Here is a 12212-nt window from a genome sequence, read left to right as displayed (position 1 = left end):
GTCACAGCTTGAGGTTGGCGCCGCCGTTGATCGTCGCCGACGTCACGGCGCCGCCCTCGACGCCATGCTTCTCGAGGATCTTGCGGTAGCTGCCGTCGGCGATCAGCGCATTGAGCGCTTTTTGCAAGGCGTCGCGCAGCGGCTGGTTCGTCTTGGACACGGCAACGCCCAGCGGCACCGGCTGGTATTCATGGCCGGGCACCACATCGAAGACCTTGCCATCGCCCGCGGTCCTGGCCAGATAGACCATCACCGGCGAATTGCCGAGAAATGCCGCGACGCGGCCGGTCTGCACCTGCAACCGCGCATCCGAGGGTTGCGCGTATTGCAGGTTGGCAATCTCGGGCTTGCCGGCGGTGCCGCACTTGGCGCTCATCTCGTTGACCAGCAAGATTTGCGTCGACCCCTGGACCGTGGAGACGGTCTTGCCGCACATCGTCTCCAGGCTCTCGATGTGTTCGGGGTTGCCTTTCTTGACCAGCAGCATGGTGCCGAGGTTGAAGAAGTCGACAAAGTCAACCACCTTCTCGCGCTCGGGTGTGTCGTTCATCATCGTGAAGGTGATGTCGATGTGCTTGGCCTGCATCGCCGGCAGCAAGCCACTAAAGGGAATCGCCTTGAAGCTGATCGTCTTGCCCAGCTGTTTGCTCATGGCCGCGGCCAGATCGACGATCGCGCCCTGCAGCGTGGTGCCGTCGGAGGCATAGGAGATCATCGGCGGACTGTTCGTGATCGAGCCTGCGGCAATTTCGTCAGCCGCCAAGGCCGGTGAAAAAGCGGTGGCCAGCCAGACTGCCGGCAAGGCGGCAAAGAGGGTGAGTTTGCGAACGGATTGCATGCTTGCTCCTGTTGTTTCAGACGCCATGGCTTCGCGCCATGGACCGAAACATTGTAGTGGCGTCACTGCCTGTCGGAGCTGGCCGGGTCGCCCGGCGCAGGCGCAGGCGCAGCATCCGGGGACACGGAATAGGGCACCAGCGGAATCAGCGGAGCCAGTTCGGCGCTGGCGCCGGTATCGGCCGGCGGTGCGGCGCCGGCCGGGCTCTGCTCCTCGGTAGCGAGTGCACCGGTGGGTTCATCCGGCGCTGGTGGGGCGGGCAACGGGAACGCCCTGGGCGCCGCAAAGCGCGCGCGCGGATCGATCACGCGGCCATTCAGGGCGCGCTGGAAGAAGTTGCCCACGATGGGCAGCGCACTGTGCGCACCCTGCCCCCAGTAGTCGTTCAGGGTCACGCGGTTGTCGTTGAAGCCGACCCAGGCACCCGCCACCAGTTGCGGCTGCATCAGGATGAACCAGCCATCGGTGTTGTCCTGCGTGGTGCCGGTCTTGCCCGCCACGTCGGCCGAAATACCGTAGGTGCTGCGGATACCGGCACCCGTGCCGCGGTCGATGACGCCGCGCATCACGTCGAGCAGCGTTTGCGCAGCGGCGACCGGCAGAGCCTGCTGCGGCGCCGCGTGATGAAACTCCTCGAGCACCTTGCCGTTCCTGTCCTCGATGCGCGTGACCATCATCGGCTCGATGTAGGCGCCATCGTTGGCGATGGTGCTGTAGCTCGATACCATTTCCTTCAAGGTCACGGGGCTGGTGCCCAGCGCCAGCGACGGCACCAGCTCGAGCTTGCTCTGGCGCACGCCCATGGCCCGGGCCAGACTGGCCACCTTGGCCGGGCCCACAGTCTGCATGACCTGCGCCGTGATGGTGTTGATGGAATGCACCAGCCCGTCGCGCAGGGTCACCGTGCGTCCGCTGGGCCCGCCCGCGTCGCTCGGCTGCCAGACGGCGCCGCCGCCCAGCGGAATCTCCACCGCCTTGTCCACAAACGTGTCGGTGGGGAGCGCACCCTGCTCGAACGCGGCGCCATAAACAAAGGGCTTGAAGGTCGATCCCGGCTGCCGGCGGGCCTGCTGCACATGGTCGAACGGGTCCTGCGTGAAGTCTCGGCTGCCGACCCAGGCCATGACATGCCCATTCCTCGGGTCCATCGCCACGAACCCGGCCTGCACACGGGTCGTCTTTTGCCGCAGCTCGCGCATGAAGTCCGCGTCGGACTGCAACTCCTTCAGCGCCTGCTCGTCCGTCAGGCCCGAATCGACCGCCACCTTGTATTCGGAAGTGGCACGCACAAAGGCGCGCACCAGACCCTTTTTCGCGCTCCAGGCACGCGGCCCCCACTCGGCATTGGCCACACCCTGCAACCGGTCGGCCTGGCGCTTCACCGCCTGGTTGGCCATGGCCTGCAGCCGCGAGTCGATGGTGGTGCGCACCACCAGCCCGTCGGCGTAGATGTTGTAGTCGTTGCGGTCGGCCCAGTCGATCAGCCAGCGGCGCAAATACGCCGCGAAGTGTGGCGCCGGGCCCTGCTGCTCGATCTGCCGTTCGAAATCCACCTTGAGCGGCTTCTTCTGGAGCGACCCCAACTTCGCCGGGCTCAGCTTGTTGTACTTGGCCATCTGGGCCAGCACCGTGTTGCGGCGCTCCACCGCACGCTCGGGGTTCAGCACCGGGTTGTAGTAGCTCGTGCCCTTGAGCATGCCGATCAGCGTGGCGCTCTCCAGCACATCGAGCTTGTCCGCCGGCTTGTCGAAGTAGGTACGCGCCGCCATTTCAATACCGTAGGCGTTGTACAGGAACGGTACCGTGTTGAGATAGGTCTCCAGAATCTCGCGCTTGGAATAGACGGACTCGATCTTCAGCGCCGTGATGGCTTCCTTGATCTTGCGCGTCAGGGTCTGGGCGCGGCCCACCTGGTCGGGATACAGGTTGCGCGCGAGCTGCTGCGTGATGGTGGAGCCGCCCTGCGTGTCGCCGCCAAAGGTGTGCAGCGCGGCCGAGGCCGTGCGCTTGAAGTCGATGCCGTGGTGCTGGTAAAACCGGTGGTCTTCCGTAGCGATCAGCGCATCCACCACGTGCGGCGAGATGTCGGCCAGTTTGGTCCAGTGCCGGTTGGCGCGTTTGAATACGGCCAGCTCCATGTTGTCACTCGACAGCACGATGGCAGGCTGCTGCACCCTGGCCTTCTCGATGTTCTTGATGCTCGGGGTAAACGGAATCAGGATCAGCACGTACAGCAGCACCAGCACCGGCAACGCGGCCAGCGACTGGGCGATGCCGCGCCGGGAGGGGTGCCGCAGGCGGCGAAGAATCTCAGCCAGCAAGGGCTGGACTCGGGTCATGTCGATTTTCATGAAGTCCCAAGTCTAGAGCAGTCGCCGCCCTGCCCCGGCATACGGCGGACAAGCCCGGATCCCGTCTTCCTCAGGGCACCCGTGTCACATTCCCCTCAAGCCCTCGGCGCCGCAGGAACCAGCCCGTATTGCGTCATGACGGAGAGCAGCATCGCACGATCTGGCGGGCCGCCTGCTGTATTGATGACGGCAGCGACATCCCGAAAGTACTGCGCGCCGATATCGGGCGTCTGGATGATCAGGGCGCGCGCGACTTCTGTGTGCGGATTGTCGAACTGGTGAACCGAGCCTTTTGGTGAAAACATCCAGTCTCCGGGCCCCAGATCGCGCGTGACCTCGTCTACGCGATAGCGCAACGACCCCTCGACGACGTACAGGCATTCGTCATTCTTTGAATGACTGTGCGGCGGCGGAACGTTTGCGCCTGGCGGCACGGTCAATTCGAACATGCCCATGCCGCCGCTGGCAGAGCCATCGACGAAGTATTTGATTTTCAGTTGACCAACCTGGATTATTTCGGATTGCGCCATCGCTTGCCTCCCGTGGTGGGGTTAATGGCCCAGTGGAAACGCTTACAAGGTCGCACAGGCCGCCGGTATCATGCGCCTGCTGGACCAGCGGTGCAAGCGCATTTCCCATTTGCGCGCAGCCCTTGACGGCAAGAAGTGCGCCTCGCAGTCCCCGTTACACTGGCCTGCCCCCCCCACCATGCCTTTCACCTCACTCGGCCTATCCCCCGCACTCATTGCCGCCGCCGGCGAGCAGGGCTTTGCCACGCCGACGCCCATCCAGGCGCAAGCCATTCCCGCCGTGCTGCGCGGCGCCGACGTGCTGGGTTCGGCGCAGACCGGCTCCGGCAAGACCGCTGCCTTCGCCCTGCCCCTGCTGCAATTGCTGCAAGAAGGCCCGCAACACACGCCCCGCCGGGTTCGCGCACTCATCCTGGCACCCACGCGCGAACTGGCCGCGCAGGTCGGCGAGGTGCTGCGCAGCCTGGCGCAGCATTTGCCGCAGCCGCTCAAGGTTGCCGTGCTGTTTGGCGGCGTCTCGATCAACCCACAGATGATGGGCCTACGCGGTGGCGCCGACGTTGTGGTGGCCACGCCCGGGCGCCTGCTGGACCTGGTGGAGCACAACGCGCTCAAGCTCTCTGCTGTGAGCCTGCTGGTGCTGGACGAGGCCGACCGCCTCTTGGACCTGGGTTTTGCCGAAGAACTGAACCGCGTGCTGGCCTTGCTGCCGGCCCGGCGCCAAAACCTGTTTTTCTCGGCCACGTTTCCACCCGCGGTGCAGGCGCTGGCCGAGGGCCTGCTGCGCGAGCCAGTGCGCGTTCACGTCGATTCCCCCCCGGCGAATGAGCCCGCCATCGTGCAACGCGCGATTCAGGTGGACGCCAGCCGTCGCACCGAACTGCTGCGCCACCTGATCAAGACCAACGGCTGGGAGCGCGTGCTGGTGTTCGTGGCCACCAAATATGCCGCGGGGCACGTGGCCGCCAAGCTGTACGACCGGGGCGTCTTCGCCACGCCCTTTCACGGCGACTTGAGCCAGGGCGCGCGCAAGCAGGTGCTGGCCGAATTCAAGGACGAGCGCTGGGAAGTGGTGGTCACCACCGACCTGGCCGCACGCGGCCTCGACATTGCGCAGCTGCCGGTGGTGCTGAACTACGACCTACCGCGCTCGGCCGTGGACTATGTGCACCGCATCGGCCGCACCGGCCGCGCCGGGGAGAGCGGCCTGGCCGTCAGCTTCGTGAGCGCGGACACCGAGGCGCACTTTCGCCTGATCGAAAAGCGCCAGCACCTGAGCCTGCCGCGTGAGCAGATTCCGGGTTTCGAGCCCACCGAGTTGGCGGCAGACGCGCCGACCGTCGCCGCGCCCGGCACCGGCGGCATCAAGGGCAAGCGCCCGAGCAAGAAAGACAAGCTGCGCGCTGCAGCGGCGCGGGGCCGCTGAAGGCCAACCGAGAGCGGCTGGCGACTTACGACCCGTCTTCGTCCAGAAAATTGGCGGCAGATTCGGCGGAAGCCGCCGACGCCGCAGCGCCGCGAGCGCCGGCCGGCCGGGCACTGCGATGGCCCGGCTTGGCCAAAATCTCCACATAGAACTGCGCGCCCCCGTCTTTGGCCACGCCATCGATCAGGCCGGTCAGCGTGGCGAAGTGCACCACCTCGGCCTTGTCTTGCGCCAGACCAAACCTGCAGTCGAAGTCCCAAAAATCCGCGCCCGCCGGCAGTTCGCGCCGGCGCTCGCGCTTGACGTATTTGCGGATCTCATGCTTGACCGCATCCAGAACCCGGTCGCGGTTCTTGCCTTCGATATTGAGCTGGAATGTTTTCTTCATGGGCCATGGTACCGCGGGTACGGCGCCCCCTCAGGCCTTGCCCGGCACCTGCATGCGGGTCGAGCCCAGATGCAGGCCGGCATCGAGCAGCAGCAGCTCGCCCGTCACGGTGCGTGCACCGTCAATCAGCCAGACGATGGCGTCGGCCACGTCTTCGGGCGTGCTGGCCCGGCCCAGTGCGGTGTTCTGCTCGGTCAGGGCCTTGACCTTGTCGAATCCTTCCTGCCCCAGCCCGTCCACGAACCAGCGCGAGGTGATCATGCCCGGGCAGACCGCGTTGACACGGATCTCGGGCGCCAGGGCGCGCGCCAGGTACAGCGTCATGGAATTGACCGCGCCCTTGGACGCGATATAGGGCACCGACGAACCGATGCCCAGCGACCCCGCCACCGACGACACGTTGACGATGGCCCCCTGCGCGGCCTTCAGGTGCGGCGCGCAGGCGCGCACCATCTGGAACGGGCCGACCGCGTTCACCCCGAAGATGCGCTGGAAGGTCTGCGCGTCCAGCGCGTCCCAGTTGGCCGCGCCGCTGAAGGTGGAAATACCCGCGTTGTTGACCAGTGCATCGATGCGCCCCCAGCGCGCCACCGCGCCCTGCGCCAGCGCCTTGCAATCGGCATCGTCCGCCACGTCGCCGCGCAGCAGCAGCGTATCGGCCCCCGCCTCGCGGCAGGCGGCCTCGCTCTGACGGGCCTCGACCTCGCTTTTTGAGTAGTTGATCAGCACGTCGTAGCCGCGGCGCGCCAGCAGCAGCGCCGTGGCGGCGCCCACGCCGGTTGCCGAGCCGGTGACGATGGCAACTTTGCGTTCAGTCATGGTGAGTCTCCAGGGTTGTTTCAGCGATTGTGCCCGCAGCAGGCGCGCCGGCCCGGCTATGCTGCCCCCATGCACAGCCATCAAACCACGCCCTCGAAGGAAGAAATCGCCCTGCTCGAACCGTTCGACCGCCTGGGCCTGGACCGCATCGAACTTGTCGTCACCGGGGCGCAGGCCGAGCAGGCGCGGGCCGAACTGGCCGGCGCACCGGCCTGGGGCTTCGACACGGAATCGAAACCGACCTTTTTCAAGGACCAGGCCTCCGAGGGGCCGCACATCGTGCAGCTCGCCACGCTGGACAAGGCCTACATCTTCCAGTTGCAAGACCCGGGCTGCCGCGCCGTGACGGCCGCTCTGCTGGCACTGCCCGGCGTCATCAAGGCCGGCTTCGGCCTGGGCGACGACCGCAAGCGCATCATCCACAAGCTGGGCGTGGAGCCCCAGGGCGTGCTGGAGCTCAACACCGTCTTTCGTGAGCGCGGCTACCGCAAGGACATGGGCGTCAAAGGCGCCGTGGCCGTGCTGTTTCAGCGGCGCTACATCAAGTCGCGCAAGGCCACCACCTCGAACTGGGCCCACCCGCGGCTCACCGAAGCGCAGCTGATTTACGCCGCCAACGACGCCTATGCCGCGCTGCGCGTGTTCTATGCGCTGGGCTTGCGCTGAGCGGTCCCCACTGAATGGCCCGATTCCCCCTGCTGGCGTCGCAACTGTAAGAAATGCCCCGCCGCGCGGGCGGGAGATCATTTGCTCGAGGAGCGCTGGGGCGAGCGGCGGCTCCTGCTCGAGGCCAGGTTGAAAAGCATATTTCCTTTCCTTGACGCAGCGCAATCCCGCGTGCCTGCAGCGGCCGTAGCATGGTTTGAAATTGCTGCGGTGCTATCTCTGTCTATCGGGTGCGGGGTGCGGTCCTGCGAGCTTTGAAATGGGTGAACTCATGAACACTTTGACCAAGATGGCGCTGGGCCTGATCGGGCAGTTCAAACCCGTGCCCGCCGAGGGTTACGCGGTCAGCACGCTGCCGCTTCCGCCGGCGCAGACCACGGGCGGCCAGCCGCTGATGCACGCACTGCAGCAGCGCCAGTCGCAGCGCGAGTTTGACCCTGCGCCGCTGCCCTTGCAGACGTTATCGAACCTGCTCTGGGCCGCTGGCGGCGTGAACCGGCCGGCGCTGGGCGGGCGCACCGCGCCCAGTGCGCTGAATGCGCAGGAGATTGACACCTATGCGGCCTTGCCGGGTGGCCTGTACCGCTACGACGCACCCCCACACCGGCTGCGCATGGTCGGCGCCATCGACGTGCGGCGCGTAACCGGGTACCAGGACTTCGTCGATACCGCGCCGCTGGACCTGGTGTATGTGGCGCAGCACCGACGCATGGCCTTGGTGCCCGCGAGCCAGCGCGACTCCTATGCATGGTTCGCTGCCGGGGCCATGGCGCAAAACGCCCACCTTTATTGCGCCAGCGAGGGGCTGTCCTGCGTGATCCGGGCCTGGATTGACCGCGGCGCGCTCGGCCAGGCGATGGGACTGTCACCCGATGAGCAGGTATTGGTCGCGCAGACCATCGGCTCGCCGCGGACGGCTGCCGCGTGCTGACACCCCTCCCATCCCAAACCCGCAAGGCCGCCATCATGAATTCCGCTCCCCACTACATCCGCTGGTTCAATCAGATCGGCGACGCCGATGTACCCCTGGTTGGCGGCAAGAACGCCTCGCTTGGCGAGATGTACAGCCGGCTCACGGCGCAAGGCGTGAAAGTTCCGAACGGATTCGCCATCACGGCGCAGGCCTACCGCGCTGTGCTCGATCAGGCCAACGCCTGGCCGGCGCTGCACCAGGCGCTCGACGGGCTGGACGTGGGCGACGTCAACGACCTGGCGCGTCGTGCCCGGGCCGCCCGTGACGTGGTCCTGGCCGCGCCGCTGCCCCCCGACCTGGCGGCCGAGATTCTGGCCGCGTACCGGAAGCTGCGCGACGAGTACGGCGACGCGCTCACCCTGGCGGTGCGCAGTTCCGCCACCGCGGAGGACCTGCCGACGGCGAGTTTCGCGGGCCAGCATGAAAGTTACCTCAACGTGGCCGGCGAGGCGCGCCTGCTCGACTCGGTCCGCCAGTGTTTCGCCAGCCTGTTCAAGGACCGGGCGATCAGCTACCGCGTGGACCACGGTTTCGACCATTTCAAGGTGTTCCTGTCGGTAGGCGTCATGAAGATGGTGCGCTCCGACCGCGCCGCCAGCGGCGTCATGTTTTCGCTCGATACCGAGACCGGGTTCCGCGACGCGGTGTTCATCACCGGCGCCTACGGACTGGGCGAAAACGTGGTCCAGGGGACGGTCGATCCGGACGAGTTCTACGTCTTCAAGCCGACGCTGCGCAGCGGCCACCGCGCGGTGCTGCGGCGTCGGCTCGGTGGCAAGGAAATCCGCATGGTGTACGCATCGGCGGCCGGGCGCGACACGACGCGCAACGTGCCCACGCCGCTCGAAGAGCAGCAGCGTTTCTGCATCAACGACGCGGAAGTGCTGACGCTCGCCGACGCGGCGGTGACGATCGAGGACCACTACAGTCGTGAGGCCGGGCGACCCACGCCGATGGACGTCGAGTGGGCCAAGGACGGCCTGGATGGCGAGATCTACATCGTCCAGGCGCGCCCGGAGACGGTGGCATCGCAAAAGCCGTTGAGCCTGGTGCACGAGTACCAACTGGCCGCGCGCGGCGTGGTGCGCGTCAGCGGGCGCGCGGTCGGCACGTCGGTGGTGACCGGCAAGGCGCGCGTCATCACCCACGTGGCGCAGCTTGACGAGTTCCAGCCAGGCGAGGTTCTGATCGCCGACGCCACCACGCCGGACTGGGGTACGGTGCTGAAGATCGCCGCTGCGGTGGTCACGAACCGGGGCGGGCGCACCTGCCATGCGGCAATCGTGGCGCGCGAGCTTGGCATCCCGGCCGTGGTCGGCTGCGGCAATGCCACCAGCAGCATCGCCACCGGCGAGGAAATCACGGTGTCGTGCGCCGAAGGCAACACCGGCCATGTCTATGCCGGCGCCATCGCCTTCACCCGCACCAGCACCGACGTCTCATCCCTGGCGCGCCCGCACACGCACCTCATGGTCAACCTGGGTAATCCGGACCTGGCTTTCCAGACGGCGCTGCTGCCGACTGACGGCGTCGGGCTGGCGCGTATGGAATTCATCATTGCCGAGGACATCAAGGTGCATCCGATGGCCCTGGTGCACCCGGAAAAGGTTGCAGACGAGGCCGTGCGCGCGCAGATCGCGCGCCTGACGCAGGGTTATGCCCGCCCGCAGGACTATTTCGTGCGCCAGTTGTCCGAGGGCGTGGGAACCATCGCTGCGGCTTTTTATCCGAAGCCGGTGATTGTGCGCATGTCCGACTTCAAGACGAATGAATATGCCAGCCTGCTCGGCGGGCGCTGGTTCGAGCCGGCCGAAGCCAACCCGATGATCGGTTTTCGCGGCGCATCGCGTTATTCGCATCCGGCCTACGCGCGCGGGTTCGAGCTTGAATGCGCGGCCATGAAACGCGTGCGCGAGGAGATGGGCCTGGACAACGTGCGGCTCATGATTCCGTTCTGCCGCCGCGTGGAGGAAGGCCAGCGGGTACTGGACGCCATGGCGGCGCAAGGGCTGCGCAGCGGGGTCAACGGGCTGGAAATCTACGTGATGTGCGAGATTCCCAACAACGTGATCCAGATCGACGCCTTCGCGCGGCTGTTCGACGGTTTTTCGATAGGCTCCAACGATCTGACCCAGCTCATGCTGGGTGTGGACCGGGATTCGGAGATTGTGGCGTTCGACTTCGACGAACGCGACGAGGGCGTCAAGGAGATGATCCGCCAGACCATCGCCGGCGCCAAGCGCAACCGGCGCCACGTCGGGATCTGTGGCCAGGCGCCGTCAGACTATCCAGAGATCGCGCGTTACCTGGTGGAACTCGGCATCGACTCCATGAGCGTGACCCCGGACACCTTCCTGCGGACCACCCGCGACGTGTTGGCGGTGGAACGGGAACTCGGGCGGCCGGCGCGCGGTGTGAACGAATGATTCGCGAAGGAAACACCATGAAAACACCGATCTCGTCCATGATGCAGCGCAGCGTATGGACCGCCAGCATGGACGACAGCATCGAAGTGGTCGAGCGTCTGGTGGCGGACAAAGGTCTGTCCTGGGTGCCGGTACAGGACCCGGGTGGCGCCATCGTGGGCGTCATCAGCGCCTCCGACCTGCTGCAGTTCCACGCCACACGGCGCGACGCGCAACAGGTCCGTGCCTGGGAGCTCTGCACCTACAAGCCGGTAACGGTGACGCCTGACGCCGACGCCAGCAGCGTGGCCTGGATGATGGCAACGCACGGGATTCACCATGTGGTGGTGATGGAGGGGGACTTGCTGCAAGGGGTTGTCTCGTCGCTCGACTTCGTGCGCCGCTTCGCGGCCGAAGGCGCCGCCGCGCCCGATCAGGAAAGCGGCAACTGAGCGGACCCGATTGCCCCTGCTGGCGTCGCAACTGTAAGAAACGCCCGGCCGCGCCGACCAATCCCTGAAGCCACAATGGCTCAAGCGAAAGGAAGCCCCATGAAGAGCCGAAGAAATATTCTGTTAGGCCTTGGCGCTTTGACTGGCGTTCTGGCAGGTGCGCGCGGCCTGTTTGCGGGCACCCCCGCGTCTGCGGCGCAAGCCTACGAGGTGACGCACACCGACGCCGAATGGCAAAAACTGCTCACGCCCGACCAGTACCACATCCTGCGCCAGGCCGGCACGGAGCGGCCTTTCAGCAGCCCGCTGGACAAGGAAAAGCGCGCCGGCGTTTTCAGCTGCGCGGGCTGCGCCCTGCCGCTTTTCTCATCCGCCACCAAGTTCGACAGCGGCACCGGCTGGCCCAGCTTCTGGCAGCCCCTGGACCATGCCGTGGTGGAGCAAAGCGACACCAGCCTGTTCATGAAGCGGACCGAAGTGCTGTGCCGCCGCTGCGGCGGGCACCTGGGCCACGTGTTTGACGACGGCCCCAAACCCACCGGACTGCGCTACTGCATGAACGGTCTGGCCCTGATTTTCAAGGCGGCATGACCATGCGTAATTCACTCCTTCTCATCGTCGGCGGCGTGCTCGCCGTATCTGCCTGGGTTTACATGGGCGGCGGCATGCGCAGCGCGGCTGCAGAAAGCGCCGTCAGGCTGCCCGCGCCGGCGTTCGACATGCCGGCCAACGCCCAAGCGACCCGCGAGACGGCCGTGTTTGCCGGCGGCTGCTTCTGGGGCGTGCAGGGAGTCTTTCAGCACACCAAGGGTGTACTGGATGCCGTATCGGGCTACGCCGGAGGCAGCAAGCCGACCGCCAGCTATGAAATTGTGAGCACCGGCACCACGGGTCATGCCGAATCGGTGCAGGTCACGTACGACCCCAAACAGATCTCCTACGGCAAGCTGCTGCAGATTTATTTCTCGGTCGCGCACGACCCGACCACCCTGAACCGCCAGGGCCCCGACGCGGGCACGCAGTACCGCTCCGACATCTTTTACGAGAACGCCGGCCAGAAGCAGGTGGCCGAGCGCTACATCGCGCAACTGGACGCCGCCCGGGTCTTCCCGCACAAGATCGTGACCCAGCTCACGGCGCTCACGCCGCCGCTCGCCTTTTACCCCGCCGAGGCCTACCACCAGGACTACGCCACGCTGCACCCGAATTCGCCCTATATCGCGACGTTCGACCTGCCGAAGATTGCCAACCTCAAAACCATGATGCCGGAGCTGTACCGGGACAAGCCGGTGCTGGTGTCGCAGGGCAGCAAATAGAGCGGAATGGGGCGGGCCTATTGGGAGCAATTTGAGGCTGATCCCAAT

General features: G+C 66.0%; 12 protein-coding genes. 7 read left to right on the top strand and 5 right to left on the bottom strand.

The features are described from left to right. Position 1: 1 nt before the first annotated feature. The 3 genes from EUB48_RS09045 to EUB48_RS09035 form a co-directional block, all read right to left on the bottom strand. Complete coding sequence (locus EUB48_RS09045; RefSeq protein ID WP_168226724.1) at positions 2–838, bottom strand: ABC transporter substrate-binding protein; 837 nt, start codon at positions 836–838, stop codon at positions 2–4. A gap of 62 nt (positions 839–900) precedes the next feature. Next, entirely contained in the window at positions 901–3189 is a 2289-nt protein-coding gene (locus EUB48_RS09040) for a penicillin-binding protein 1A (RefSeq protein ID WP_142818569.1), read from the bottom strand. Between the two features lie 95 nt (positions 3190–3284). Then, entirely contained in the window at positions 3285–3719 is a 435-nt protein-coding gene (locus tag EUB48_RS09035; protein ID WP_142818568.1) for a cupin domain-containing protein, read from the bottom strand. Positions 3720–3897: 178 nt separating this feature from the next. Between EUB48_RS09035 and EUB48_RS09030 the strand changes: the two genes are divergently transcribed. After that, entirely contained in the window at positions 3898–5145 is a 1248-nt protein-coding gene (locus EUB48_RS09030; RefSeq protein WP_142818567.1) for a DEAD/DEAH box helicase, read from the top strand. A 25-nt stretch (positions 5146–5170) separates the two neighbouring features. Here EUB48_RS09030 and EUB48_RS09025 read toward each other — a convergent pair whose 3' ends face one another. Together EUB48_RS09025 and EUB48_RS09020 are read right to left on the bottom strand one after the other, a co-directional pair. Then, positions 5171–5533: a DUF6172 family protein gene (locus EUB48_RS09025; RefSeq protein WP_142818566.1), complete on the bottom strand. Its 363-nt coding sequence runs from the start codon at positions 5531–5533 to the stop codon at positions 5171–5173. 30 nt (positions 5534–5563) lie between these two features. Beyond that, entirely contained in the window at positions 5564–6352 is a 789-nt protein-coding gene (locus tag EUB48_RS09020) for an SDR family NAD(P)-dependent oxidoreductase (protein ID WP_142818565.1), read from the bottom strand. A gap of 69 nt (positions 6353–6421) precedes the next feature. Here EUB48_RS09020 and EUB48_RS09015 point away from each other — a divergent pair, with 69 nt between their 5' ends. The 6 genes from EUB48_RS09015 (at position 6422) to msrA (ending at position 12164) form a co-directional block, all read left to right on the top strand. Then, positions 6422–7018, top strand: coding sequence for a 3'-5' exonuclease (locus EUB48_RS09015; RefSeq protein ID WP_142818564.1), 597 nt, complete (start codon positions 6422–6424; stop codon positions 7016–7018). 271 nt (positions 7019–7289) lie between these two features. Next, entirely contained in the window at positions 7290–7949 is a 660-nt protein-coding gene (locus tag EUB48_RS09010; protein ID WP_142818563.1) for a SagB/ThcOx family dehydrogenase, read from the top strand. A gap of 35 nt (positions 7950–7984) precedes the next feature. Then, the gene (gene ppsA, locus EUB48_RS09005; RefSeq protein WP_142818562.1) at positions 7985–10417 is read left to right on the top strand and encodes a phosphoenolpyruvate synthase; all 2433 of its coding nucleotides are present in this window, start codon (positions 7985–7987) and stop codon (positions 10415–10417) included. A 17-nt stretch (positions 10418–10434) separates the two neighbouring features. After that, a complete protein-coding gene (locus EUB48_RS09000) occupies positions 10435–10848 on the top strand; it encodes a CBS domain-containing protein (RefSeq protein ID WP_142818561.1) in 414 nt (137 codons plus the stop codon). Positions 10849–10947: 99 nt separating this feature from the next. Next, positions 10948–11439 carry a peptide-methionine (R)-S-oxide reductase MsrB gene (gene msrB / locus EUB48_RS08995; protein ID WP_142818560.1) on the top strand — a complete coding sequence of 164 codons (492 nt, stop codon included), beginning with the start codon at positions 10948–10950 and terminating at the stop codon, positions 11437–11439. Between the two features lie 2 nt (positions 11440–11441). Continuing rightward, a complete protein-coding gene (gene msrA / locus EUB48_RS08990) occupies positions 11442–12164 on the top strand; it encodes a peptide-methionine (S)-S-oxide reductase MsrA (protein WP_420821441.1) in 723 nt (240 codons plus the stop codon). Positions 12165–12212: the final 48 nt, after the last annotated feature.

Source organism: Rhodoferax sediminis, assembly GCF_006970865.1.
Lineage (GTDB): Bacteria > Pseudomonadota > Gammaproteobacteria > Burkholderiales > Burkholderiaceae_C > Rhodoferax_A > Rhodoferax_A sediminis.
The sequence above is the reverse complement of the archived record's forward strand: the minus strand, read 5'-3'. Positions and strand labels throughout refer to the sequence as shown.

Excerpts from the sequence above, each read along its gene's own strand:
- msrA (WP_420821441.1), top strand. The coding sequence starts at position 11,442 with ATGCGTAATTCACTCCTTCTCATCGTCGGCGGCGTGCTCGCCGTATCT.
- EUB48_RS09020 (WP_142818565.1), bottom strand. The coding sequence starts at position 6,352 with ATGACTGAACGCAAAGTTGCCATCGTCACCGGCTCGGCAACCGGCGTG.
- EUB48_RS09015 (WP_142818564.1), top strand. The coding sequence starts at position 6,422 with ATGCACAGCCATCAAACCACGCCCTCGAAGGAAGAAATCGCCCTGCTC.
- ppsA (WP_142818562.1), top strand. The coding sequence starts at position 7,985 with ATGAATTCCGCTCCCCACTACATCCGCTGGTTCAATCAGATCGGCGAC.
- msrB (WP_142818560.1), top strand. The coding sequence starts at position 10,948 with ATGAAGAGCCGAAGAAATATTCTGTTAGGCCTTGGCGCTTTGACTGGC.
- EUB48_RS09045 (WP_168226724.1), bottom strand. The coding sequence starts at position 838 with ATGCAATCCGTTCGCAAACTCACCCTCTTTGCCGCCTTGCCGGCAGTC.
- EUB48_RS09030 (WP_142818567.1), top strand. The coding sequence starts at position 3,898 with ATGCCTTTCACCTCACTCGGCCTATCCCCCGCACTCATTGCCGCCGCC.
- EUB48_RS09000 (WP_142818561.1), top strand. The coding sequence starts at position 10,435 with ATGAAAACACCGATCTCGTCCATGATGCAGCGCAGCGTATGGACCGCC.
- EUB48_RS09040 (WP_142818569.1), bottom strand. The coding sequence starts at position 3,189 with ATGAAAATCGACATGACCCGAGTCCAGCCCTTGCTGGCTGAGATTCTT.
- EUB48_RS09035 (WP_142818568.1), bottom strand. The coding sequence starts at position 3,719 with ATGGCGCAATCCGAAATAATCCAGGTTGGTCAACTGAAAATCAAATAC.
- EUB48_RS09010 (WP_142818563.1), top strand. The coding sequence starts at position 7,290 with ATGAACACTTTGACCAAGATGGCGCTGGGCCTGATCGGGCAGTTCAAA.
- EUB48_RS09025 (WP_142818566.1), bottom strand. The coding sequence starts at position 5,533 with ATGAAGAAAACATTCCAGCTCAATATCGAAGGCAAGAACCGCGACCGG.